This window comes from Bacteroidales bacterium (genome assembly GCA_016707785.1).
Classification (GTDB): Bacteria; Bacteroidota; Bacteroidia; order Bacteroidales; family UBA4417; genus UBA4417.
In genome coordinates, this window is sequence record JADJGZ010000005.1 from 38,935 (window position 1) to 64,543 (window position 25,609).

The 25,609-nt window shown below is 42.2% G+C and carries 19 protein-coding genes; 12 read left to right on the forward strand and 7 right to left on the reverse strand.

What is annotated here, in order from left to right; translation table 11 throughout:
* Nucleotides 1-111: 111 nt before the first annotated feature.
* From IPH84_04330 to IPH84_04350, 5 genes are all read left to right on the forward strand, one after another.
* Entirely contained in the window at nt 112-2,607 is a 2,496-nt protein-coding gene (locus IPH84_04330) for a glycoside hydrolase family 31 protein (protein MBK7172456.1), read from the forward strand.
* Between the two features lie 28 nt (nt 2,608-2,635).
* Nucleotides 2,636-4,372 carry a family 43 glycosylhydrolase gene (locus IPH84_04335; protein MBK7172457.1) on the forward strand — a complete coding sequence of 579 codons (1,737 nt, stop codon included), beginning with the start codon at nt 2,636-2,638 and terminating at the stop codon, nt 4,370-4,372.
* Between the two features lie 10 nt (nt 4,373-4,382).
* Complete coding sequence (locus tag IPH84_04340; GenBank protein ID MBK7172458.1) at nt 4,383-5,048, forward strand: G-D-S-L family lipolytic protein; 666 nt, start codon at nt 4,383-4,385, stop codon at nt 5,046-5,048.
* Nucleotides 5,049-5,056: 8 nt separating this feature from the next.
* Nucleotides 5,057-7,354 carry a beta-glucosidase BglX gene (bglX, locus tag IPH84_04345; protein ID MBK7172459.1) on the forward strand — a complete coding sequence of 766 codons (2,298 nt, stop codon included), beginning with the start codon at nt 5,057-5,059 and terminating at the stop codon, nt 7,352-7,354.
* Between the two features lie 393 nt (nt 7,355-7,747).
* Nucleotides 7,748-9,991, forward strand: a complete 2,244-nt coding sequence (locus tag IPH84_04350; protein MBK7172460.1) for a glycoside hydrolase family 3 C-terminal domain-containing protein — start codon at nt 7,748-7,750, stop codon at nt 9,989-9,991.
* Nucleotides 9,992-10,001: 10 nt separating this feature from the next.
* Here the strand turns inward: IPH84_04350 and IPH84_04355 are convergent, their stop codons facing one another.
* Nucleotides 10,002-12,380: a heavy metal translocating P-type ATPase metal-binding domain-containing protein gene (locus tag IPH84_04355; protein ID MBK7172461.1), complete on the reverse strand. Its 2,379-nt coding sequence runs from the start codon at nt 12,378-12,380 to the stop codon at nt 10,002-10,004.
* Nucleotides 12,381-12,589: 209 nt separating this feature from the next.
* Between IPH84_04355 and IPH84_04360 the strand changes: the two genes are divergently transcribed.
* Both IPH84_04360 and IPH84_04365 read left to right on the forward strand, forming a co-directional pair.
* A complete protein-coding gene (locus IPH84_04360) occupies nt 12,590-13,207 on the forward strand; it encodes a cupin domain-containing protein (GenBank protein MBK7172462.1) in 618 nt (205 codons plus the stop codon).
* 122 nt (nt 13,208-13,329) lie between these two features.
* Nucleotides 13,330-13,737 (forward strand): hypothetical protein, encoded by a 408-nt coding sequence (locus IPH84_04365; protein ID MBK7172463.1) that lies wholly within the window; start codon nt 13,330-13,332, stop codon nt 13,735-13,737.
* 70 nt (nt 13,738-13,807) lie between these two features.
* Here IPH84_04365 and IPH84_04370 read toward each other — a convergent pair whose 3' ends face one another.
* A complete protein-coding gene (locus IPH84_04370; GenBank protein MBK7172464.1) occupies nt 13,808-14,911 on the reverse strand; it encodes an ATP-dependent 6-phosphofructokinase in 1,104 nt (367 codons plus the stop codon).
* Between the two features lie 384 nt (nt 14,912-15,295).
* On the opposite strand from IPH84_04370, the gene IPH84_04375 reads away from it, so the two are divergent.
* Nucleotides 15,296-15,637: a hypothetical protein gene (locus tag IPH84_04375; protein ID MBK7172465.1), complete on the forward strand. Its 342-nt coding sequence runs from the start codon at nt 15,296-15,298 to the stop codon at nt 15,635-15,637.
* 54 nt (nt 15,638-15,691) lie between these two features.
* Here the strand turns inward: IPH84_04375 and IPH84_04380 are convergent, their stop codons facing one another.
* A complete protein-coding gene (locus tag IPH84_04380) occupies nt 15,692-16,087 on the reverse strand; it encodes a hypothetical protein (GenBank protein ID MBK7172466.1) in 396 nt (131 codons plus the stop codon).
* Between the two features lie 125 nt (nt 16,088-16,212).
* On the opposite strand from IPH84_04380, the gene IPH84_04385 reads away from it, so the two are divergent.
* The 4 genes from IPH84_04385 to IPH84_04400 all read left to right on the forward strand — a co-directional run bounded on the left by IPH84_04385 (nt 16,213) and on the right by IPH84_04400 (nt 21,192).
* Nucleotides 16,213-16,881, forward strand: coding sequence for an HAD family phosphatase (locus tag IPH84_04385; GenBank protein MBK7172467.1), 669 nt, complete (start codon nt 16,213-16,215; stop codon nt 16,879-16,881).
* Between the two features lie 70 nt (nt 16,882-16,951).
* The gene (locus tag IPH84_04390; GenBank protein MBK7172468.1) at nt 16,952-17,593 is read left to right on the forward strand and encodes a prolyl oligopeptidase family serine peptidase; all 642 of its coding nucleotides are present in this window, start codon (nt 16,952-16,954) and stop codon (nt 17,591-17,593) included.
* Nucleotides 17,594-17,720: 127 nt separating this feature from the next.
* Entirely contained in the window at nt 17,721-19,049 is a 1,329-nt protein-coding gene (locus tag IPH84_04395) for an insulinase family protein (protein MBK7172469.1), read from the forward strand.
* A gap of 13 nt (nt 19,050-19,062) precedes the next feature.
* Nucleotides 19,063-21,192, forward strand: coding sequence for an insulinase family protein (locus IPH84_04400; protein MBK7172470.1), 2,130 nt, complete (start codon nt 19,063-19,065; stop codon nt 21,190-21,192).
* 60 nt (nt 21,193-21,252) lie between these two features.
* Here the strand turns inward: IPH84_04400 and IPH84_04405 are convergent, their stop codons facing one another.
* The 4 genes from IPH84_04405 to IPH84_04420 all read right to left on the reverse strand — a co-directional run bounded on the left by IPH84_04405 (nt 21,253) and on the right by IPH84_04420 (nt 25,570).
* On the reverse strand, nt 21,253-22,794 hold the full coding sequence (locus tag IPH84_04405; protein ID MBK7172471.1) for an aldehyde dehydrogenase family protein: 1,542 nt from the start codon (nt 22,792-22,794) through the stop codon (nt 21,253-21,255).
* Nucleotides 22,795-22,813: 19 nt separating this feature from the next.
* The gene (gene pruA, locus IPH84_04410) at nt 22,814-24,442 is read right to left on the reverse strand and encodes an L-glutamate gamma-semialdehyde dehydrogenase (protein ID MBK7172472.1); all 1,629 of its coding nucleotides are present in this window, start codon (nt 24,440-24,442) and stop codon (nt 22,814-22,816) included.
* Between the two features lie 101 nt (nt 24,443-24,543).
* Entirely contained in the window at nt 24,544-24,918 is a 375-nt protein-coding gene (locus IPH84_04415; GenBank protein MBK7172473.1) for a LysR family transcriptional regulator, read from the reverse strand.
* Nucleotides 24,881-25,570: an NTP transferase domain-containing protein gene (locus tag IPH84_04420; protein MBK7172474.1), complete on the reverse strand. Its 690-nt coding sequence runs from the start codon at nt 25,568-25,570 to the stop codon at nt 24,881-24,883. Before IPH84_04420 ends, IPH84_04415 begins: the two co-directional genes overlap by 38 nt.
* Nucleotides 25,571-25,609 lie beyond the last annotated feature (39 nt).

The following is a 25,609-nucleotide window of genomic DNA, read 5'->3' on the forward strand; positions in this document are numbered from 1 at the left end:
TCAAACCTTTTCAGCAATCATTTCATTATATTTCCGATTACGGTCTAAGAACTTGAAATACTATGACAATACTCTTACAAATATTATGAATGATAAATGAATATGGTGTACATGACTTCCATCCTCCAAACCACCCTACTTACCTTCCTGTTGATTTTTGTCTGCAAATCCGCAATAGCCCAACCAGCTGATATCGGCCCTGTTATTAAATGGGGAAAAACCGAATATGGAATTAAAGGTTCCACTTCAACAGCATTCTTTAATATTCAGATCTACGACGCCAATACAGTTAGGGTAAGAGTTTCGAAACAGGCAAAGATGGATGATTTCTCATACCTTCTGGTTGATACTGTGAAACCTGATCCGTTGCCCTTTTCAGTGACTGAATCTTCCAATACAATCAAACTGGCAACTTCAGTCCTGACCATTCAGATTGAGAAATCACCTCTTTTCAGAGTCACCTTCAGTACCCCTGACAGCAGGATTATAAACGAAGATGTGGCTGGAAAAGGTTTTGGAAGTACTTTTAACGGGAAAAGAACCAATCTTTATAAAGTGCTTCAGGAAGGGGAGCGATTTGTAGGATTAGGCGAAGTGTTGGGAAATCTCGATAAACGCGGTACCGGGTACACACTGAATAATACGGATACCTATAAATATGGCGATCCTCGCTTGCCCATGTATACCAATGTCCCTTTCTATATTGGAATACATCATGATTTGGTTTACGGACTATTTTATCATAATACATATAAATCTTTCTTCAATTTCGGACTTTCAACTCCTGAATTTACCTCTATAACTGCCGATGGAGGCGATATTGATTATTTCCTTATTTATGATTCAGATATTCCCGGTATTCTGAAACATTATACCCGGCTTACCGGCAGGATGCCACTTCCTCCCATCTGGAGCCTGGGATACCATCAGAGCCGCTGCAGTTATTATCCACAGGAAAATGTGGAAATATTGGCTGAGACTTTCAGGAAAAAGAAAATCCCAATCGACTGCATTGTGTTGGATGCCGATTACCTGAAAGATTATGAACCTTTCCGGATCAACACAGACCGATTTCCAGATATGAAAGGACTGACCACAAAGCTGAAAAAGATGGGCTTTGAAGTCACCGCCTCTGTAAATCCGGGTATCAAAAGGGATAGCAGCTACTTTGCACATTGGGATGGACTGAAGAATGACATTTTTGTGAAATACCAGGATGGCAGCCTCTATACTGCCGAAATTGCCCCTAGCCTGAACAACTTTGTTGATTTTACAAAACCTGCAGCCAGGAACTGGTGGGCAAACCATATGAAATTTCTCCCTGAGAATGGCATTCATGGTTACTGGAACGACATGAATGAGCCGGCTGTTGGAGGAAGTTACCTGCCCGATAATCTCCTCTTCGATTTCGACGGGCATAAAGCTGATGCCTTGAAATCAAAGAATGTTTATGGAATGCTGATGGCCCGCAGTTCCTTCGAAGCGGCTCTGTTAAATGGAAACGGAAGAAGGCCCTTTGTGCTTACCCGCTCTGGATATGCCGGAGTCCAACGATATGCTGCCGTTTGGACCGGTGATAATACCGCAAAAGATGAATTCCTCTTAGGTGGAACCCTCCTTAATACCCAGATGGGTTTATCAGGAATTCCATTCGTGGGCGACGATATCGGTGGATACATTGGTCCCACTTCAAAGGAATTATTCACCCGCTGGATCCAGGTGGGGATTTTCGCACCCTATGCAAGAAATCATAAAGAAGCCTACTCGCTTGCCAATGAACCCTGGAGCTACGGAGAAGAGGCAGAAGGAATTTCCAGGGAGTTTATTGGTTTCAGGTACAGGCTCCTGCCCTATCTCTATTCTAAATTCTATGAAACATCAACCACGGGGATCCCAATTGCCAGAAGTCTTTGCATCAATTCCCCCTTCGATGACAAAGTTTATGACCCATTGTATCAATACCAGTTCCTATGTGGGGATGCACTGCTGGTGGTGCCAGTAACATCTAAGGAATCTGTTAAGAATTTGTACTTACCTGAAGGTGAATGGTTCGACATTTACAATGATGAGTACATCAGCGGTCCAAAGGAACTTTCTGTTAATACCAAACTGCATCAGATTCCTGTCTATGTAAGGGCTTCATCCATCCTGCCAATGCAATCCCTTGTTCAATATACTGCTCAGAAACCTTCTGACACTCTCGTCATACACATCTACTCAGGCAAAACTAAGAACCAGTTCTGCTATTATGAAGATGATGGCAATACCTTTGAATACAAACAAGGTAACTTTTGCCGGAGAACCATGGATTTTGACCCGGGTATGAAACAATTGCTTATTTCTGCTCAGGAAGGCCATTTTGTCTCTAAGTTCACTCATATCAAATGTGTTTTCCATGGATTCCGGGATTCCATCAAAACCCTGACAATCAACGGAAAACCAGCAAAGGTTTCTAACAGCCAGGAGTCTATGATCAATGGCCTCCGATATTTGCAGGATACCTATGATCCGCAGTATCTTAGCAGTCTCAGGGGTGAAACACCAATGCAAGCTCAGGTCTGGACAGTATTCCCTTTCAATGGCAACGCTATCCGGCTGGGATGGTAACTAAAAACTATGCCTATTCTCAAAAAACATGAAACAGTTCATTCTTCTTCTTCTGATGCTTGCCTTAATCAGCAGTGGATATGCACAGCAGAAAACGTATTGCAACCCGGTAAATATCGATTACGGGTACACTCCTATTCCCAACTTCAGTGAATGGGGCCGCCATCGTGCGACTGCCGACCCGGTGATTGTTACTTACAAAGGCGATTACTACCTTTTCTCCACGAACCAATGGGGCTATTGGGTTAGCAGCGATATGCTGAACTGGAAGTTTCATTCAAGAAAGTTTCTTCGCCCCTGGAATGAAGGGTATGATGAACTATGTGCCCCGGCTGTCGGGGTGATCGGTGATACCATGATAGTTTTTGGCTCCACCTACCTCAGCAATTTCACCATCTGGATGAGTACAAATCCCAAAGCCAATGATTGGCGCCCTCTTGTGGATTCATTTGCAATTGGTGGCTGGGACCCGGCATTTTTCACTGATTTCGATGGCAGGTTTTATATGTATAATGGAAGTAGCAACCGCTTCCCGCTTTATGGGGTGGAACTCAACAGAAAAACCATGCAACCCAATACTACCCGCAAGGAAACCTACCTGCTGGAACCATGGAAATATGGCTGGCAACGCTTCGGAGAAAATATGGATGACACTTTCCTCGATCCGTTTATTGAAGGGGCATGGATGACACGCCACAAAGACAAATACTACCTTCAATACGGGGCACCAGGCACTGAGTTCAGCGGTTATGCTGATGGTGTAGTTGTCGGGGATTCTCCTCTGGGTCCTTTCACTCCTCAATCCATGCCTTTCAGCTACAAACCGGGCGGATTTGCCAGAGGGGCCGGACATGGAGCCACTTTCCAGGATTCATGGGAAAACTACTGGCATGTTTCTACAATTGCCATTTCGGTAAAGAACAATTTTGAACGACGCATCGGAATCTGGCCTGCCGGATTCGATAACGATGGGGTAATGTATTGCAATACAGCTTTTGGTGATTACCCAACCTACTTGCCGGATGGGAAAACCGATCATCTGCAACCACGTTTTACCGGTTGGATGCTTTTAAACTATAACAAACCGGTTACTGTTTCTTCAACTTTAGGCGCATATGCCCCTAACCTGGCTGTAGATGAAAGCATTAAAACTTACTGGAGTGCGGCTTCAGGTAATAAGGATGAATGGTTTATTTCTGACCTCGGCAGCATCAGTACGGTGAATGCAATTCAAATCAACTACGCGGATCAGGATGCAGATATTCTCGGAAAATCAATCGGCTTATTCCATCAGTACCAGGTCTTTGAATCAGTGGATGGAAAGAAATGGAAACTACTTGTCGATAAAAGCCAGAATAAAACTGATGTCCCCCATGACTATATCGAGCTCCCAACACCAATTGAAACCCGATTCCTGAAAATGGTAAATATCCATATGCCCACCGGTAAGTTCGCTTTAAGTGGTTTCAGGGTATTCGGATTAGGTAAGGGAACAAAACCTGCACCGGTTCAGGATTTCATAGTCCTCCGCACCGAAAAAGACAAGCGTTCTGCCTGGCTGAAATGGAAACCGGTTGATAATGCTTATGCCTACAACATCTATATGGGCACCACACCATACAAGCTCTATAACTGCATTATGGTTCATGGTTCAAATGAATACTGGTTAAAGACCATGGATAAAGATATTCCATACTTTTTCACCATAGAATCGGTGAATGAAAATGGGGTTAGTGATCGTATACCGGTTAAATTGATTCCCTAATCCTGTTTAAATGCGAGGCTCTTTTCTCTTTCTGGTCCTCTTTATCAGCCTCCAGGCCGCATTAACGGCTCAGACAGTTGTTTCTCCCTATGCAGCAGATATTCTGCAATTCAGACAGTCTGACAGCCTCATACCACCTCCTGCCAACCCTATCCTTTTCATTGGAAGTTCATCTTTCACCATGTGGAAGGATGTAAACGACTATTTCCCCGATAAACCCATAATAAATCGGGCATATGGTGGATCCTGCCTTACCGATCTGATCAGGGACTATCCAATTACAGTCTTACCTTATAAGCCAAAGCAAATCGTAATCTATTGCGGGGAAAATGATTTTGCCCGGGAGGACACCTTACTACCCGAAGATATTTTAGAACGATTTTCTCGCCTTTTCAGCATTTTGCGCATAAATCTTCCCGAAACAAAGATTACCTTTGTTTCAATGAAACCCAGTCCCAGCCGCTGGCACCTCAGGGAGAAATACCTTGAAGGCAACAGGCTGATCCGAAAATACATCAGAAAGCAGGATAATGCCGACTATATTGATGTCTGGAGTAAGATGCTGAATGATAAGAAGGAACCAAAACCGGAAATATTCCTTGAAGATCAGTTGCATATGAATCCGCAAGGTTACCTGATCTGGAAAAAAGCTATTTATCGCCACTTAATAAAATAATGTATCCTATGAAGAACAAATTATTCGCATTCACCATTGCCTTCCTGGCGTTCAGCTTAGTCGCATTTTCACAAAAAGGTCCTGCCAGTCAGGATCTCAAGATGAAGAAATTTGTGGATGAACTCATGAAGAAAATGACCCTTGAAGAAAAGCTGGGACAATTAAACCTTCCCGGATCAGGAGATATTGTAACAGGACAAACCGCCAGTTCCGACATTGGAAAGAAGATCAAGGAGGGTAAAGTCGGTGGCCTTTTCAACATTAAATCCGTTGAAAAAATTCGCGACGTACAGAAAGTTGCTGTTGAACAAAGCCGGTTGAAGATACCGCTCATTTTTGGAATGGATGTAATTCATGGTTACCAGACAGCCTTCCCTATTCCACTCGGACTTGCCAGCAGCTGGGATATGGAGCTCATAAAACAAAGTGCCAGGATAGCAGCGATCGAAGCTACTGCGGATGGCATTTGCTGGACCTTCTCCCCTATGGTTGATATTGCCCGTGACCCACGCTGGGGAAGAGTTGCTGAAGGTGCCGGTGAAGATGCCTACCTGGGTTCACATGTGGCAAAAGCTTTTGTTGAAGGATACCAGGGTGATGATCTTACGAAGAACAATACCATGATGGCCTGTGTGAAGCATTTTGCTCTTTATGGTGCCGCTGAAGCCGGAAGGGATTACAATACTACTGATATGAGCAGGATCAGGATGTACAACGAATACCTTCCTCCTTATAAAGCTGCTGTGGATGCAGGAGCCGGTAGTGTAATGAGTTCTTTTAATGAAATCGACGGGATTCCTGCCTCTGCCAACCGCTGGCTTATGACAAGCCTCCTTCGCGATGAGTGGGGATTCAATGGTTTTGTTGTCACCGATTACACCGCTATCAACGAAATGATTGACCATGGTATGGGTGACCTCCAGCAAGTATCAGCCCTGGCTTTAAATGCAGGTATTGATATGGATATGGTAGGTGAAGGATTGCTCACCACTCTGGAGAAATCGATGAAAGAAGGCAAAGTGACTGAAAAAGATATTGACATTGCCTGCAGGAGAATACTTGAAGCCAAATATAAGCTGGGCCTTTTCGATGATCCTTATAAGTATTGCGATGTAAACAGGGTAAAGACTGATGTATTCACCCCTGAAAACCTTCTGGCAGCAAGAAACACAGCAGCCCAGACCTTTGTACTGCTGAAAAATGAAAAACAAACCCTTCCATTGAAGAAAAAAGGGAAAATTGCACTCATTGGCCCCCTTGCTGATAATAAGGAAAATATGCCCGGCACCTGGAGTGTGGCAGCCAATTTTGAACAATCGATATCAGTACTAGCAGGCATGAAAGCCGCAGCTGGCGATAAAGCTGATATCATCTATGCCAGGGGTGCCAATATTGTGGATGACCTTAAATATGATGAACGAATCAGCGTTTTTGGCAAACCGACCAAAGTTGACAACCGTACCAGCATTGAATTAATCCGGGAAGCTCTTGATGCCGCTTCAAAAGCAGATGTGATAGTAGCAGTAATGGGTGAAGCTGCAGAAATGAGTGGAGAAAGCTCCAGCCGTTCTGAAATCTCCCTCCCTGCCAATCAGCAGGAACTACTGAAATCATTACTTTCAACCGGGAAGCCTGTGGTGCTGGTATTATTCGCCGGCAGGCCCATGACCATCACCTGGGAACAGGACAATATGCCTGCTATCCTGAATGTTTGGTTCGGTGGAACAGAAGCAGGTAATGCCATCGCTGATGTACTTTTTGGAGATGTGAACCCTTCAGGAAAACTGCCCGCCACATTCCCGAAAAATGTTGGACAGATTCCTTTATATTACAATCATAAGAACACCGGACGCCCATTGGCAGAAGGACAATGGTTCCAGAAATTCCGTTCCAACTACCTGGATGTTGATAATGAACCACTTTACCCCTTTGGTTTTGGCTTGAGTTATACCAGCTTCACCTATGGCGACCTTGCATTAAGCAGCCTGAATCTGGCTGGAAACCAATCGTTGGAAGCAAGTATTACAGTCACCAATTCCGGCAAATTCGATGGCGCTGAAGTGGTACAGCTCTATATAAGGGATATGGTAGGAACTGTTACCCGCCCCGTAAAAGAATTAAAGGGTTTCCAGAAGGTATTCCTTAAAGCAGGCGAATCGAAGACTGTAAAATTTAACATCACTACCGAAGACCTGAAATTCTACAACTACGACCTTAAGTACGACTGGGAACCAGGTGAATTTGAGATCATGATTGGAGGAAATTCAAGAGATGTGAAAAAATTAAAAGTGAATTGGACAAAATAAACGAATTGAAAAGGGGGCACATTTAGCTCCCTTTTTTATTGCCTGGAATTCGGACTTTTCAAAGCCAGCATATTGACTTAATCCAAACCCAGGCTATTCGGATATCCGATTTTATTGAATAAATCAACAGCGTCTTTGCGCTCCCCTTGCGACTTTGCGGTGAAGATATTTTTACTCATCCGGACTTATTCAATTGAGTATTGAATTTATTTCTAATAATCTGATATCAATAGCGTCTTTGCGCTCCCCTTGCGACTTTGCGGTAAAAAACAGGGAGTAGCCAAATTGAAAAAAGCCTGTTTTGATAGAAATGTTCTATAACAATTTTCAGAATAATCCCCGATCTTTGAAAACCCATATTAAATATTCATTTTTCGTTCAATAATCCACACAATGAAAACATCTCCGCAGATACCCTGGTTCATCCTGATCCTTTTCTTATCCAGTATTCCATTCGCAGGAAATACCCAATCCAACTCCATCGACCGTCGTGTAGATTCCGTCCTGCGCCTTATGACCCTGGATGAAAAAATCGGCCAGATGAATCAGTATTCCGGTTTTTGGGAAGCAACAGGCCCTATCACTGAGGAAGGCAACAAACTGGAACAAGTGAGAAACGGGAAGATTGGGTCATTGATTAATGTTACCGGAACTGATCATACCCGCCAGATACAGCAGATAGCCCTGGAATCGCGATTAGGTATTCCTCTTCTGTTCGGACAGGATATCATACATGGTTATCGTACCATTTTTCCCATTCCACTGGGTGAAGCAGCAAGCTGGGACCTGGACGCAATAGAACTATCAGCACGAATTGCCGCTATTGAAGCTTCAGCGGCCGGTGTACACTGGACTTTCGCCCCAATGGTGGATATAGCCCGCGATCCACGATGGGGTCGTGTTATGGAGGGTGCCGGGGAAGATCCATACCTGGGTTCATTAATTGCTGAACGAAGGGTAAAAGGGTTCCAGGGAAAAGGCCTTGGTAATACCGATGCACTAATGGCCTGTGCCAAACACTTTGCTGCCTATGGTGCTGCCGAGGGAGGACGGGATTATAATAGTGTGGATATGAGCCTTCGTCAACTGCACGAAATCTACCTTCGTCCTTTTGAAGCCGCCGCCAAAGCAGGGGTTGCCACTTTTATGAATTCTTTTAACGACATTAACGGAATACCCGCCACTGGTAATAGTTACATTCAAAGAGATGTATTAAAAGGAAAATGGAAATTCGAAGGTTTTATCGTGAGTGACTGGGGATCAGTAGGTGAAATGATTGCTCATGGCTATGCTAAAGATGATGCACAGGCTGCACAACTCGCCGTGTTAGCAGGTTCTGACATGGATATGGAAAGCAGGTGCTATACTAAATCACTGAAAACACTGGTTGAAAGTGGCCAGGTTGACCCCACTTTTATTGATGATGCTGTTAAGCGTATCCTGAAGAAGAAATTTGAAATGGGACTCTTCGATAATCCTTTCCGTTTTTGCGATGAAACTCGTGAAAAGCAACAATGGAACAACCCCGAAAACCTTAAAATAGGCAGGGATGTCGCTAAAAAAAGCATCGTCCTGCTGAAAAATGAAAACAACCTCCTGCCTCTTGATACGAAGAAAAAGACCATTGCTATGATTGGCCCCCTGGTGAAGGCTGTCCGCGAAAACCTGGGATTCTGGTCCTATTCCTGGCCTGACGATACAGCGCGCATCGTAACCCAATGGCAGGGTGTCAGCAACAGAGCCGGCAAAGGGGTAAAAATGTTGTATGCCCCTGGTTGTGAAATCAGTGATACCTCCAGAACAGGCTTCGAAGAAGCAATAAAGATTGCTATGCAGTCAGATATCGTGATCCTGGGAGTTGGAGAAGCCGGAAATATGAGTGGTGAAGCCAAAAGCCGGAGTGATATCAGTCTGCCTGGGGTTCAGGAAGAACTTATCAAAGCCATTTATGCTACCGGAAAACCAATGATCGTTATGATCAGTGCAGGACGTCCCCTTGTTTTCAACTGGACTGCCGATCATGCCCATGCCATCCTCTACACATGGTGGTTGGGAACAGAGGCCGGTAATGCCATTGCTGATGTACTGTTTGGTGATTATAATCCCTCCGGAAAGCTCCCCATGTCATTTCCAAGAACTGTTGGGCAGATTCCCTATTACTACAATCATTTCAATACAGGCAGGCCCGCAAAAAATGAAAATGACCTTAATTATGTCGCTGCTTATACGGACCTTCCTAATAGTCCGAAATTTCCCTTTGGATATGGGTTAAGCTATACGACCTTCACCTATGGAGAACCCCAGCTGAACAAAACCAGCATATCCATGAATGAAAACCTCGAAATCAAAGTTTCATTAACCAACTCTGGGAAATATCAAGGTACGGAAACCGTTCAGCTTTATATTCGTGACCTATATGGTTCGGTAGTCCGCCCGGTAAAACAGCTGGTGGGATTTCAACAGGTAACCCTGAAAAGTAAGGAAAGCAGGGAAATTGTTTTCCAGCTCAGCAGCGAGGACCTGAAGTTCTATAACGACAAATTGGAATACCTTGCCGAACCCGGAGAATTCGAGGTTTTTGTTGGAGGAAGTTCCAGCACTACTTTAAAGAAAAACTTTATCTTGACGCAGAACTAAAAGAAAACTCCTAGTACCCTCTCCTCTTCGCCATGGCTGACACGGATAAAGTCGTAAAGGCAACAATGGTAATTGAACTTAAAGGCATCAGGATAGCAGCAACAATGGGCGACAACAGTCCCTGGACTGCAAATGTCAGTCCTACAACATTGTAGAGGAACGACAATACATAACTGCTATAAACCACTTTCAGGGAAGAACGGGTAAAACGCTGGAATTTATCCAATTGACTAAACTGATCAGCCCTTAGAATGGCATCACAGGCCGGTGAAAAATGATACACATCATCCGCAATGGTGATTCCCACATCTGCATTGAGCAACGCCCCTGCATCATTTAAACCATCTCCAATCATCAGAACCCTTTTCCCGTTTTGACTGAGTTTCAGAATGTATTTCAGCTTGTCCTCGGGTGACTGGTGGAAATGTAATAAAGCTTTCCCTTTGAAATATTTCTCCAGGTTCGACTGTTCCGAATCATTGTCGCCGGTAAGTAAATGCAGTTCAAAGCCTTCAAGGTGACGAATCACTTCTTCAAGTCCCTCCCGATACTGGTTTTGTATCCTGAAGTGGCCTTTCAGTTTATGGTCAATCGACACATAGACTTCAGTGGTAGTGCCACTTTCACCTCTTTCTTTACCTGCAACAAACCGGTAAGCCCCTGATAAAATTTGGATTCCGTTCACTTTGCCTGATATCCCCAGCGACGGGATCTCCTGGTATCCCTCAACCCCTTGATAGAACTCACAATCGAGCGAATCGGTAATTGTTACTGATGCCGGATGCGTGGAATTTCGCGACAAGGTCCTGATAGCCCTGAGTTCATTGATATCCAGTTCTTCCCCAACCCATTCGGCATGCATCGACTGCGAATGTGTGATGGTTCCGGTTTTATCAAAAACAATGGTATCGATCTTGCTCAGCTTTTCAATAACTTCTGAATTTTTGAGATAAAAGCCATTTCGTCCGAATACCCGCATTACTGAACCAAAGGTAAAGGGTATAGTGAGAGCCAGCGCACAGGGACAGGCAACAATAAGGATACTGGAAAATACATAAACAGCTTTTCCTAAATCCGAAAACGCCCAATAGATGCCTGAAATCAAAGCAACCAGCAGAATTACGATGGTAAAATAATGACTCACCTGGTCTACCACCCTTTGCATAGCCTGGGCTTTCTTCTGGTTCATCCGGTCTTCATTCCATAATTGAGTCAGGTAACTCTGAGTCACTTCCTTCTCAACTCGTAAAAGAATACCGGCTCCCAGCTGACGGCCTCCGGCAAAAATGAAATCTCCTGCCTGTTTGGTAACAGGAATGGATTCTCCCGTAACAAAACTGTAATCAATGCGTGCTTCGCCTTCAAGAATTGTGGCATCAGCGGGGATGAGTTCCTGATTGCGCACCAGGATCTGATCACCACTCTTAAGTCGGTCGATGGGGATAAACTCTTCTACTCCATTACTAATCCTTGTAACAGCAATTGGAAAAAAGGATTTGTAATCACGATCAAACGATAACGATTGATAAGATTTTCCCTGGTACCACCTGCCGATCAGCATGAAGAAAAGCAATCCTGCTAATGAGTCCATATAACCATTTCCTGCTCCCGTGAAGATCTCATAGGAACTCTCGAGAAAGAGGGCCAAAATGCCAAGAGAAATTGGTAAGTCAATATTTATTATTTTCTTCTTCAGACTCTTATAGGCAGACAGAAAGAAATCTGTACTGCAGAAAAAAACAACAGGCAATGCCAGTAAGAAACTCACGTAACCGAAAGTATTGGTAAGAAACTGGTCGATGCGCTCCCCTCCGGGCAAATAATCAGGAAAACTAAGAAGCATGATATTCCCGAAAGCAAATCCCGCTACCCCTATTTTCATGAGTATCCGGCGGTTTCGCTTTTGAAACTCATCCTTGCCTTCCTTTTTATACGACAAATCAGGGATATAATGGATGCTATGTAGTAGTTCAATCAACTGACGAAGGCTCATTGAATCTTCCCTGAAAGTAATATTGACTTCCTTGCGGACAAAATTCACGAATGAGCTGATAATTCCGGGATGCAAAGTATTTAGGTTCTCAAGCAACCAGATACATGAACTGCAATGAATAACAGGAATAAAGAGGTTAATCTTACTAATTCCCCCATCAGAAAATGTCAAAAGACTGTCTCTAATCTCCTGGTTATCAAGGTAAGCATACTTCGACATGGAGGCCTGCTGATCCAACTTCACCCCTGGATTTGGCATAATTTCATAATACTGACCCAGGTTTTTCTCTTGTAAAATCCTGTAAACCAGTGAACAGCCTTCACAGCAAAAAGGCTTTTCTTCCCATATCACCGGATGTTTCCCGCAATCTTGTCCACAGTGCACACATTGCTGCATTATAATAGAATTAGGAATGAATAATTGGAATCAAAAATAGCCAAAACCTTACTTTGTTTATGCCTAATTTATTAATTCACTTATGGATTCAAACAAAAGCCCATTATTTTTTGTTTTCGACTAATCAGTTTGAATCATTATCAAGTTAGTCTTTTTTATTATTCGTAAAAAGGATTCTATTTTTTATCCAAATCAATAACCACAAGTTAATGGAACGCAGGAACTTCTTCATAACATCGGCTATATTAGGAAGCATGAGTGCTATGTTTCCTTCAGAATTATTTGCAACAAATCCGGATTTGAAAGAAAAGCCGGGAATTGAACCTTTGTTACTTCCTGCAATGCCTCCACTTAATCATAACGGGGGAATGGATATTCGGGTATGGGTCAGAAATTCAATGACAAATGGATTATATTCCAATGTGGAATGCGCTGTAGCACCTAAAACCATGGGGCCACCACCTCATTACCACCTGGAATTGGATGAACTCATGTATGTAGCCGAGGGCACTGCCAGCATTCTGTTAGGAGAGGAAGTTGTTGAAGTGGCAGCTGGTGGCTGGCATTTGCGTCCCAGGATGATAAAACATACTTTCTGGAATGCGTCTGATAAACCATTAAGATTCTACGACATGTATTTTAACCAGCCTTTTGAGGTATACCTGGAAAAGATTTTTCACCAGTTCACCGTAGAAAACGGATATATTGAAGGGTCGGAGATGAAAAATGCTGCCATTGGAAAGTTGAATGAAGAATTCGGATTGGTTTTTCCTGAAAACGCATTTGATGAAATGAGAGAGATTATAGCAAAATATAATTTAAAATAACGGCAATTTGCCTGAATCACTGTCTGATACTACTTTCTTTTTGTGATTTTGGACATAAATACAAATAGTGCAGATTAATAAAACTGTTGAATTCTCCATGTATAACCTATAGCAATAAAACAATGAACAAAAAAATCAGTATCTTTCTTATCCTCCTGGTGATCAGTGCAACAGCAGCAATGGCGCAGAAAACAGGTAAAATTACAATCAAAACAAAGTACACAGGAATTGTGGAAGGTTATGACCACACCAACAAGACGCAGTTATATGTTGATGGCAAACTGGCCGGTGAATCATCCCAGGGACTTGAGTCTGTCCAGAGTGACTTCACTGTTTCCATTCCCCGGGGAAAGCACAGTATCCGAATCATTAATCTGGCCTTATACGAAGGAAACTGGGAAGAGCATACTAAAGAAAATAACTATTCCATTGATGCTCTTTATGAATCTGATATCAATCTGAAGAAAAAAATGACCATAGATCTTACTTTTGATATTGAAAAAGAAGAAACCAGGGCGAAGGTTAAATAACATTCCCCATAGAATAAAAATAGCCGGTCCAATGCATAGGACCGGCTATTTTTATGTAATTGAATTCGTTTTATTCTTCAAGAGCGATAGAATCTTCTCCAAAGCTAATTCCGACACCTTTAGCAGTCTTTATAAGAGCTGTATCCATTGTAACCAGGTTAGGCTTGGTTATGGCATCCTTAAGGGTAACACTTGTAATATATGGATGATTATAGGATACCATTCGTCCGAAATCGCCATTAATAACCATTTCCATAGACTTCACCCCAAACTGGGTAGCCAAAACCCTGTCATATGCAATTGGAACACCACCTCTTTGTAAATGACCTAATACAGTGACACGGATATCATGTTCGCATCCTGCTTTCTTCAGATCATCTTCAAGTTTGAAGCCCAAACCACCTAACCTGAGGTTCTCATAACCCACCTCATTACTGGTATGGCCAACAACTGTTCCCTCTTTAGGACGTGCACCTTCGGCAGCTACAATAATAGCAAAACCCCTACCACGATGGAATCTTGCATTGATTTTTGACAATACAACATTAATATCATAAGGAATTTCAGGGATCAGGCAGATTTCTGCACCACCCGCTACTGCTGCATTCAAAGCAATCCATCCCGCATCACGGCCCATCACTTCCAGGATAAAAACCCTGTTGTGGCTTGCCGCAGTAGTAACCAGTTTGTCAACGGCTTCTGTACTAACCTGAATAGCCGTTTGAAAACCGAAGGTTGAATCAGTGGCAGAAAGATCATTATCAATGGTTTTAGGTACACCAATAATATTCAGCCCCTTTTCAAACAATCGCTGGGAAATTCTTTGGGAACCATCGCCCCCAATACTGATCACTGCATCTATACCCAGATACCTGATTTTCCTGATCATTTCATCTGATCTGTCCACATACTCATAGGTGCCGTCATTCTTCTTCACCGGCCAGGCAAATGGACCTCCTTTATTGGTTGTCTGGAGTATTGTTCCTCCCTGGTAATGAATCCCTGCTACCTTATCTTCATCCAACACCATAAGTTCACTGGGCTCATTCAATATACCATCGAAAGCCTTGACACTTCCCAACACCTCCCAATCACTTTCCTGTGATGCACGTTTAACAATAGCTCTTATGACTGCATTTAGTCCGGGACAGTCACCACCACCGGTTATTACCATTACTCTATGCATAATTTATCTTATTGAATATCTGTTACTTAGAAACTAAGTTGTATTTTTCTCAAAACGAGTGCAAAGGTAAAGTAAATATTTTCAGAAAGTTCTTTAAGAAATTATTAATTAAAACACTCTGATAATCAATTACAATTTATCAATAGTTACAATTGAGTCAATAGAAAATTGGAGTAATACGTATTTTTAGGATCAATCTTTCAAATTTTTGTTACAAAGAATTATTTTAAATTGTATCGATTTAATTATAAGTTACTTACACCAAATATTTAGATAGTAATGCACACTACCTAATGAAATTCGTAACTTTTTTAGTAGTTCGTCGTCTATAATGCTGTAAACAATTTGCTAACAATTTAACCTCAACATAAAATGAAAAAGTTATTCTTAATGATCATAATTGCCGGAACTATCAGCAGCACATTTGCAATTGGAACCGGAACAAAAATCCAACTGAAAGATGAAGCCAGTGTTTCAGATATTCCATTCAATACTGAAGCCATTGTACGAAACCTGATGAATGACCCGACTCAAAACAAAACAATCAGCCTGAAAGAAGAAACCTATATAGATGATATTCCTTTCAATACTGCTGAGATAGCCAATGACGCAACTGAATCCTTTCAAATTAAGAACTCCTCAATACTGAATGAAGAAGCCTATATTGACGATATTCCATTTAGCACGGAAGAAATTGCAAAAAATCTAAAATAAAGTCGATTACTCTATATATCTCCACTCCGTTGATTCTATCAGCGGAGTTTTTTTTTAGAAATGGGTATGAACAATAAATTCATAATAATCAGCAGCATCCCTTCCATAGATTTCCATATTCTCACCAATGATCCTGTAGGTGCACTGCTGGCCTGATATTCTGGAAAAATGCACCTCCCCTTCCATTCCATTTTCATCTCTGATTAAAATACGGGCAAGGTTCTTATGACGGTCCGATTCAAGTTTTTTAGCACAATAGGGACACTTAAAATCAAGTAGTTCATTTTGCCCTATTTCAAATCCAGGATGTTTTACGAGGGAATAATTTCCCAAATCTGGATGCAATAGGACCAATCCTTCCTGCTGCCTGCTGTTACAGGTCGAAAACACGATATTTTCCCCAACATTCAGGATATTGGAACAATGCGGACATAAAAAATCTGTTTTCATGGCTTATCATATTGTGTTTCTTAAAGATACGATTTTTTAATGCAATTTGATAATCTCAGGTCAGAAATCTGATGATTTGTACCTTTGTCATCCTGTTATATCTTTAATTAAATCAATTTATCTCCTTGAAACCGGAAGCCGTAATTTTTGACATGGATGGAGTTTTAGTGGATAACCACCAATTCCACCTTGAAGCCTGGGTTATTTTCTGCAGGAAGTTTAATATTGAACTTACTCCTGAGGAATTCAGGTTAAAAATGTTTGGCGGAAACAACAGAAATCTTCTTGAAAAGGTTTTGAACAGGCCACTTACGACTGAACAGATACATCAATATGCCGATGAGAAAGAACTAATTTATCGTCAGCTTCACGCTCCAACTATTAGAGGTGTGGATGGAGTGATTGAATTTATCAGCCATCTGAAAAAAGAAAACGTCAGGCTTGCTGTTGCCACTGCTGCTCCCAGGGAAAACCTGGATTTCGTGCTTAACTCTCTGGGTATTACAACTTATTTTGATGTAACTGTTGATGATAGCCAGGTTGTGAATGGGAAACCTGACCCCGAAATTTACCTTAAAGCCTCATCCTTGCTAGGTGTATCTCCTGAAAAGTGCGTTGTATTCGAAGACTCACTTACGGGCATTGCTGCAGCTCAATCAGCTGGCATGAAAGTTATCGGAGTGAGAACCAGCCTTGATGAAAAAGCCCTTTCACATACTTGGAAGACCATCCCTCATTTTAAACAATTAACAATCAATGAATTATTCTATGTCGATGGCAATGAGAACCTTTGATAGAAAGCTTTGGCTTTTTATAGGTTTACTTCTTCTGGCTTCCGGCCTCTATGCCCAGCAACAAAAGGAAATGAAGAGCAAATTACGCTATTCATCTAAGATCAGTTACCTTACCTGGTTTCCCGAAAACTACAAAAAAGAGAGAAAACAGGAATTTCCTTTACTTATTTTCCTTCATGGATCAGGAGAAAGAGGTTCCGACCTTTCAAAAGTAAAGGTCTGGGGACCACCCTCTTTCGTTGAACAGAGGCCCGATTTTCCATTTATTGTTGTATCCCCTCAGTGCCCGGAAGGTGAATGGTGGAATGTAGAAGTGCTGGATGCATTCCTGACAAAACTTCTAAAAAAATACAGGATTGATCCTGACCGTGTCTACCTTACTGGACTAAGCATGGGAGGATTTGGCACATGGAACTGGGCTTGTTCACACCCTGAAAGGTTTGCTGCTATAGCTCCTGTTTGTGGCGGAGGAGAACCCCTGCTGGCAGATAACCTGGCAGATGTTCCCGTATGGGCATTCCACGGTGCTGATGATCCTGTTGTGCCTGTATCCGCAACAACCTCAATGACCACTGCCCTTAAAAACGCTGGTGGAGATGCGAAAGTAACCATCTATCCCGGAGTCGGACATGATTCATGGCGCCAGGCTTATGCAGATGAAAACCTGTATCAGTGGTTACTCTCGCACTCAAGAAATAAAAGCAAGAAGTAACCTTGTTTGGAAACATGTAATTTAATGGCATTTAAATATGGCTATTAGCCAGACAATTCGTTATTTAGCAGATTATTTCATCCAGTAATGATTCAACATTAATATTTAAAACAATAAATCCAATTCTATGAAAATCAAACTATTAACACTAACCTTCCTACTCTGCCTCTTCCAGATGGCACAAGCGCAGGAAGGAAGAATCAAATTCGTGGAGTATGACCTTCCCAATGGATTGCACGTAATCCTTCATCAGGATAACACAACCCCCATTGTTGCTGTTACAATATTGTACCATGTGGGCTCAAAGAATGAAGTGGTAGGCCGGACAGGTTTTGCACACTTTTTTGAGCATCTGATGTTTGAAGGTTCTGACAATATCCCACGTGGTGATTATGATAAAATCACTTTAAGTGCCGGTGGAACGCTGAATGCTAACACTTCACAGGATCGTACCTTCTATTATGAATTATTCCCCTCCAATCAGCTGGAACTCGGACTATGGCTCGAATCAGAAAGGCTGATGCATCTTCGTATCGACAGTGTGGGTGTTGAAACACAAAGGGCTGTTGTTAAGGAAGAACGTAAGCAATCCTATGATAACAGGCCTTATGGTTCCATTATCGAACAAACCATGTCGCATGCCTATAAAGTGCATCCTTACCGCTGGACACCTATTGGTTTCCCGGAAGACATCAACCAGGCCACCTTGCAGGAATTCATGGATTTCCATTCTACCTATTATGTGCCCAATAATGCCACCCTCTCTATTGCCGGTGATTTCAATATCGAAGAAACCAAAAAACTGGTTGAGAAATATTTCGCCGATATACCCCGCGGAACAAAGCCGATTGTCAGGCCTTCAATTGTGGAGCCTGTTAAAACAGCTGAAGTCAGGGATTCGGTATACGACAATATACAACTTCCTGCTGTCATTATGGCTTACCATATGCCTGCCCAGGGAACTGACGATGCTTATGCATTATCTATGTTAACCACCTTATTATCAGATGGAGAAAGTTCAAGACTTTCAAAATCAATTGTCGACAAACAACAGAAAGCCCTTCAGGTGATGGCCTTCCCGTTTGCACTGGAAGATCCGGGATTGTTCCTCGTCTTTGGCCTTGTTAATATGGGAGTTACACTCGAAACCCTTGAATCTGCCATTGATGCAGAAATTGAAAAAGTGAAAACTGAATCTATTCCCGAAATGGAGTTTAAGAAGCTTCAGAATAAAGTAGAGAACGATTTTGTCACTGGAAATTCAACAATGGCCGGTATTGCTGAGAATCTCGCCAACTATCATGTTTACTTTGGAAATGCCAATCTCATTAATACTGAAATTGAAAGATATATGAAAGTAACTCCTGAAGACCTCAAGAGGGTTGCTACCAAATATTTGAATAAAGAAAACAGGGTAGTTCTCTATTATTTACCGAAACCTACCGCTCAAAACTAAGGAGGAAAAAATGATGAAAACAAAAGCACTTATTTATAGTCTGTTGATATTACTCTCCGTTCAGGTATCGGCACAGGTAAAACAAAACAAAAACATCAAGAAACCACCAGTTGCTGCCTCAGAAGCTGTAATTGAAAAACTCGACAGGAGTATAAGGCCAAAAGCTGCTCCTGCTCCTGTTATTAAACTTGGTGAATACCAGTCATTTGAACTTGAAAATGGCCTAAAGGTATTCGTTGTGGAGAACCATAAAATTCCCAGGATTTCTTATTCTCTTGTACTGGATTATAGCCCGGTGATGGAACTGGAATATGCAGGGTATGTTCAAACTGCCGGACAGTTGCTCCGAACCGGTACCTCTACAAAGAATAAAGACCAGATCGATGAAACCATTGATTTTCTTGGTGCTTATCTTAATACCAGTGCATCCGGTATTAACGGATCCTGTTTAAGCAAACATCATGAAGCCTATCTTGAGATCTTTTCCGATATTCTATTAAATGCAAACTTCAAACAGGAAGAACTGGAAAAAATCAGGACACAGACTCTGTCCGGACTGGAGGCAGAAAAAAATGAGCCGGATGCAATTGCAACGAGGGTTGGAGGAAAACTAGTATATGGACTGAACCATCCCTATGGCGAGAGTATGACAGAGGAATCTGTGAAGAAAATCACTTTGGAAAAATGCAACGAATTCTATCAGACCTATTTCAAGCCCAATATTGGTTATCTTGCGATTGTTGGAGATATTACACTTGCAGAAGCCAAACCCCTGGTTGAGAAATACCTGGGTGGTTGGAAAAAGGGAGAAGTTAATGTGCAGAATTTCCCTTCACCTAAAGCTCCTGCAAAAACTACTGTAAATATAGTTGACCGGTCAAATTCCGTTCAATCAACCTTGAATGTTTCCTATCCAGTAGACCTTAAACCAGGTGCCCCTGATGCCATCAAAGCCAGAGTAACCAACGCCATCCTTGGAGGAGGAACCTTCCGTTTATTCAACAACTTAAGGGAAAAACACGGCTGGACTTATGGAGCCTATTCACAACTTAGTCCTGATCGTATTGTTGGCAGGTTTACCGCTTCAGCTGAAGTTCGTAACCCTGTGACAGATAGTGCTGTTGAACAGATCATTTTTGAAATGAACCGTATGCGCACTGAGGCTGTTCCAGATGAAGAACTGAACATGGTAAAGAATTTTATGATGGGTAATTTCGGTCGTAGTCTTGAGAATCCCTCCACAATTGCAGATTTCGCTATTAATACTGCCAGATATAAGCTCCCTGCAGATTACTATGCAAACTATCTGACAAATCTTGCTGCGGTAAGTGCAACAGATGTCCAGACCATGGCCCAGAAGTATATTCGCCCGGATAATGCTCATATCCTGATTGTTGGTAAAGCAGAAGATGTTGCACCTAAGCTGAAACGCTTCTCAAAGAGTGGAGATATTCAATACTATGACATCCAGGGTAACTGGTATGACCCCAGCGTAAAGGTAAAGCCAGCTCCTGCAGGGGTTACAGCTGAAACAGTTATCCAGGGATACATCAATGCTATTGGTGGTGCTAAAAAGCTCAAGAAAATCAAGGATTACACAATCAATGCTTCTGCCAGTATGCAGGGAATGACAATAAGTCTCGATCAATATTGCCTTGTTCCTGATTATTTCCTTTTACAGGTAGGTTCAGGTCCGATGATTTTTGCCAAACAGATATACAATGCTGGTAAAGGCGTTTCAATTTCACCCATGTCAGGCGAAACTAAAGAAATGGAAGCAGCAGAACTCGAAGGCTTCAGGGATCAGGCTTTAGGATTCCCGGAACTCTCCTACGTGTCATTGGGATATAAGCTCGAACTCCTGGGCATTGAAGAACAACTGGAAAAAGGTGCCTGCTACAAACTCGAAGTCACCAGGCCTTCAGGAGATAAGAGTACTGAATACTATGATGTGAACACCGGCTTGAAAGTGAAAGTTGAAATGAAGGAAAGCACCGGTGAATTAAGCAACTATAAAGAGGTGAATGGCGTACTCTTCCCTTATACCTTATCACAAAGTATGGGTGGACAGGACATCAAATTTGAAGTTACAAATGTGTCTGTCAACACCAAGTTGAAAAAGGACTTGTTTGAGATAAAATAACAGCATAAAAAAAAGAGGCTGCATGAAGATGCGGCCTCTTTTTTTTATTTACTGGAAGGACTAAAAATCGAACGTGATTCCTTGAGCCAAAGCAGTTTGCCCACTGAAATTAATCGTGTTGGTTTGTCGTCGCATATAAGCTTTCCAGGCATCGGAACCCGACTCACGGCCACCGCCGGTATCCTTTTCACCTCCAAAAGCACCCCCGATTTCAGCACCTGAAGTTCCGAGGTTCACGTTGGCAATACCACAATCAGAACCGGTTTCTGAAAGGAACTTCTCTGCCTCAATAATATTTTCAGTGAAAATACAGGACGATAATCCCTGGGGAACACTGTTATTCAGCTCAATAGCTTCTTCAATGGTCTTGTACTTAATGAGGTAAACAATTGGGGCAAATGTTTCTTCCTGCACCATGTGGTAATGGTTTTCAGCTTCAACAATTGCTGGCATCACATAATTTCCTGAAGGATAATCACTTTCGGGTAAACGTGTACCACCAAATAGTAATTTGCCTCCTTCTTTCTGAACTTCAGCAATTGCATGTTCAAAATTTCTTACAGCTATTTCATCAACCAGCGGACCCACAAGGGTTTGCTTTTTCAGGGGATCGCCAATCCGTTTTCCGATGTTCTTATAAGCAGCTAGGAGCCTTGAACGAACAGTATCATACACACTTTCATGGACAATTAATCGCCGGGTAGTTGTGCATCGCTGTCCACAAGTTCCAACGGCACCAAAGACTACAGATTGCAGGGTCATCTCAAGGTTAGCATGCTGAGAAATGACCACTGCATTATTACCACCCAGCTCCAGGATTGTTTTTCCCAATCGTTTACCAACAATTGCAGCAATCCTGCGTCCCACCTCAGTAGAGCCTGTAACGGAAATTAATGAGATCCGACGGTCGGCCGCAAAGTTATCCCCTAATACTGAGGATTTGGCAATGATCATATTAAATACACCCTCTGGAACATCATGCTTTTTTAGTGCATCAGCAATAATTCTCTGCACAGCAACTGCAGATAAAGGTGTCTTTGAACTGGGCTTCCAGATTACTACATCTCCGGCAATGGCAGCGAGCATGGCATTCCATCCCCACACTGCCACAGGGAAATTAAAAGAGGTTATAACTCCCACAATACCAATAGGATGATACTGATCGTACATACGATGAAATGGACGTTCTGAATGCATGGTTGCTCCATTAAGCAATCGTGACTGTCCCACCGCAAATTCGCATATATCAATCATTTCCTGAACTTCCCCTAATCCCTCTTCATAGATCTTACCCATTTCAAGAGAAACCAGGTATCCCAGTTCTGCTTTGTGTTTCTTAAGGGCTTCACCAATCTGATGGACAACGAGTCCACGTTTTGGAGCCGGAATAATTCTCCACTTGAGGTAGGCATCCTGAGCCTTTTTTACAATACTCTCGTAATCATCAATGGTCGCATTCCTTACTTTTCCAAGCAAGGCACCATCAATTGGTGAAAAGGAAGACGTTTCATCCCCTTTGGTTTCAATCCATTCAACGCCCGTACTGGCGCCGTTATTGATAGCTTCCACGCCGAGGTGGGCGAGGTCAAATTTAATTCTCATTATCTGTTTATCATTAAGGTTAATCAATCATATAGCTATACCGGAATTCAGTTGCCGGTTGATAAGTTTCTTTAATAGTACGCGGGTTTATCCATCGGATCAGATTGAACTCACCTCCGGCTTTGTCGTTTGTACCAGATGCCCTGGCGCCTCCAAATGGCTGCATTCCTACGACTGCCCCGGTGGGTTTATCATTGATGTAAAAATTCCCTGCTGAATAGCGTAAACGTTCACAGATTGTTGATGCAGCAACCCTGTCGCGCGAAAACACAGCTCCTGTAAGCGCATAAGGTGACGTAGTATCAACTAATTCCAGCGTTTCCTCCAGTTTGCTGTCTTCATAAACATAAATTGTGAGCACAGGGCCAAAAATCTCTTCTTCCATTGACTTAAACCTAGGGTTGGTTGTAAGGATGATCGTAGGTTCTATATAATATCCTACACCTTTTTCTCCCTTTCCTCCTGCAAGTATAACAGCTTCATCAGATTCAACAGCATAATGTATATATCCCATTATATTTTCAAAAGAGTTTTCATCAATAACGGCATTGATAAAATTCGAAGCATCATTCACATTACCCATCTTTGCCACTGAAGCTATATTGAGAAGTTCTTTTTTAACTTCAGGCCAAATAGAAACAGGAACATACATTCTTGAAACGGCCGAACATTTTTGACCCTGGAACTCAAAAGCCCCCCGGTAGGCATTAACAGCTACTTCAAGAGCCGATGCAGAAGGATGGACAAAAAGGAAGTTCTTTCCTCCTGTTTCACCAACCAGCCGTGGATAAGATTTGTAATTTGGTAAATTAGCTGAAACCTGCCCCCAAAGAGTATTGAATGTTGAATTTGATCCGGTAAAATGAATGCCAGCTAAATCAGGAGAATCAAGAACCGTTTTACCAATCATAGCACCGTTTCCAGGAATAAAGTTGACAACACCATCCGGCAGGCCCGCTTCCTGAAAAACTTTCATAAGGTAGTAATTGGATAATATTGAAGTGGTGGCAGGTTTCCATACGGTGGTATTCCCCATTAATACGGGTGCCATATTCAGATTGGAAGCAATAGAAGTAAAATTGAACGGACTCACTGTAAACACAAATCCTTCTAACGGACGGAACTCCATTTTGTTCAATTGGTTGAATGCAGATTGCGGTTGCATCTCATAAATGGAAGACGCAAAATATGCATTGAATTTAAGGAAATCGATCGTTTCACATACGGCATCAATCTCTGCCTGGTAGATATTTTTGCTCTGACCCAGCATGGTGGCTGCATTCATGATTGCTCGATATTTTCCTCCTATTAATTCCGCTGCTTTCAAAAGGATGGAAGCCCTGACAGTCCAGGATAATTCCGACCAAACCTTATGTGCTTTCAAGGCAGCTTCAATAGCCAGCTTAACTTCCTTTTCAGATGCTTTACTATACGTAGCCAGTACATGTTGATGAAGATGTGGCATGCGAACTTCTCCCTGGCTGTCAGTAATAATCTCTTTCCCTCCAATGATCAGAGGGATATGTATACGCTGCTGGCTTTGCCTTTGAAGTTCAATATCGAGGTTAATTCTTTCCTGGCTTCCTTCGAGGTATCCCAGCACAGGTTCATTCAGGGGTAAAGGAAAATTATAAATGGCATTATTCATAAAACATTGATTTATTGTTACACATTACGAATTGCACGTTTTTGCAATTCGTTGGCAAATGTATCAATATTTAATCTCAAAACAATTGAATACTCATTGATTTATCGGATGTTTTGCTTCAGTTCTCTGAGAATCCGATCAAAGCCATCTGCAATAATTTCATCATATTCCTGGTGGAACTTTTCAAAAGCCGCGATAATAATTTTTCCTTCCAGTGTAAGAACTGTATTTCCGCCATCAGCTCCTCCCCTTGTGGGTTTAATGAGTGCAAAGCCTAACTCATTTTCAATTTTTTTCAGGTTATCCCACGTCTTGCGATAGGTGAGTCCAAGCTTTTTCATGGCATCGTTTAACGACCCTGTTTCGGCTATTGCCCTAAGGAGTTCACATTTCTTATCTCCAAGCACTCCTACATGATCATCGGTTTCTAGCCAAATCTTATAATTTAGTCTCAGATGGTCCATCTTTGTGCTCATAGTTATTCGTTTTAAGTCCCGGATAATACTTTTCCTGGAAATGTGAATACTCTTCTTTCGTATTGATATTTAGCAATATCCGTGAATCCTTCCAAGCAATTTCTTTTCTCTCAAAGCTTTTTAATATTTCCCGAAAGTCCATACCTTCCGGATGGTCTGCTATATAGTTGACAATTTTCCTGCCCAACAGTACCGGATGACCGCCTTTACCCCCGAATGTAGGAACAATATATGATTCCGGAGTCAACAAGGAAACCAATTTATAGATCAGCTTTTTATCAACATAGGGGTTGTCCACATTATGGATCAGGCAAGCCGAATCTTTACTTAAGCTTTTAGCTGCAAGCCAGATGGAATAAAATCGTCCTTTTTTTGGCTCATTGTTTAGTAACCACCGTACCCGCGAAGGAAACGCTGAGGGTTCAATTGAGGAAGAATGAACAACAACTACTTCATTGTCTGACGTTTGCAAATATCCTTTGATCAGATACTCAAGAAAACTTTCCTGTGTATCCACCATCAGTGTTGCTTTAGGCATTCCCATTCTCTTCGACTCCCCGGCAGCCAGTATTATTACAGAGAGTTGTTCAAACGGACTCCGGTCAGCTGAGTTGAATGATGACTGAAAATATTGGCCCTCAGAATCTTCCAATCGATTAAGAATTTAGCAAAATGATTACAAAGCAAAACT

Coding starts and splice junctions, on each gene's coding strand:
- IPH84_04330 (MBK7172456.1), top strand. CDS start 112: ATGACTTCCATCCTCCAAACCACCCTACTTACCTTCCTGTTGATTTTT.
- IPH84_04335 (MBK7172457.1), top strand. CDS start 2,636: ATGAAACAGTTCATTCTTCTTCTTCTGATGCTTGCCTTAATCAGCAGT.
- IPH84_04340 (MBK7172458.1), top strand. CDS start 4,383: ATGCGAGGCTCTTTTCTCTTTCTGGTCCTCTTTATCAGCCTCCAGGCC.
- bglX (MBK7172459.1), top strand. CDS start 5,057: ATGAAGAACAAATTATTCGCATTCACCATTGCCTTCCTGGCGTTCAGC.
- IPH84_04350 (MBK7172460.1), top strand. CDS start 7,748: ATGAAAACATCTCCGCAGATACCCTGGTTCATCCTGATCCTTTTCTTA.
- IPH84_04355 (MBK7172461.1), bottom strand. CDS start 12,380: ATGCAGCAATGTGTGCACTGTGGACAAGATTGCGGGAAACATCCGGTG.
- IPH84_04360 (MBK7172462.1), top strand. CDS start 12,590: ATGGAACGCAGGAACTTCTTCATAACATCGGCTATATTAGGAAGCATG.
- IPH84_04365 (MBK7172463.1), top strand. CDS start 13,330: ATGAACAAAAAAATCAGTATCTTTCTTATCCTCCTGGTGATCAGTGCA.
- IPH84_04370 (MBK7172464.1), bottom strand. CDS start 14,911: ATGGTAATAACCGGTGGTGGTGACTGTCCCGGACTAAATGCAGTCATA.
- IPH84_04375 (MBK7172465.1), top strand. CDS start 15,296: ATGAAAAAGTTATTCTTAATGATCATAATTGCCGGAACTATCAGCAGC.
- IPH84_04380 (MBK7172466.1), bottom strand. CDS start 16,087: ATGAAAACAGATTTTTTATGTCCGCATTGTTCCAATATCCTGAATGTT.
- IPH84_04390 (MBK7172468.1), top strand. CDS start 16,952: ATGAAGAGCAAATTACGCTATTCATCTAAGATCAGTTACCTTACCTGG.
- IPH84_04395 (MBK7172469.1), top strand. CDS start 17,721: ATGAAAATCAAACTATTAACACTAACCTTCCTACTCTGCCTCTTCCAG.
- IPH84_04400 (MBK7172470.1), top strand. CDS start 19,063: ATGAAAACAAAAGCACTTATTTATAGTCTGTTGATATTACTCTCCGTT.
- IPH84_04405 (MBK7172471.1), bottom strand. CDS start 22,794: ATGAGAATTAAATTTGACCTCGCCCACCTCGGCGTGGAAGCTATCAAT.
- pruA (MBK7172472.1), bottom strand. CDS start 24,442: ATGAATAATGCCATTTATAATTTTCCTTTACCCCTGAATGAACCTGTG.
- IPH84_04415 (MBK7172473.1), bottom strand. CDS start 24,918: ATGAGCACAAAGATGGACCATCTGAGACTAAATTATAAGATTTGGCTA.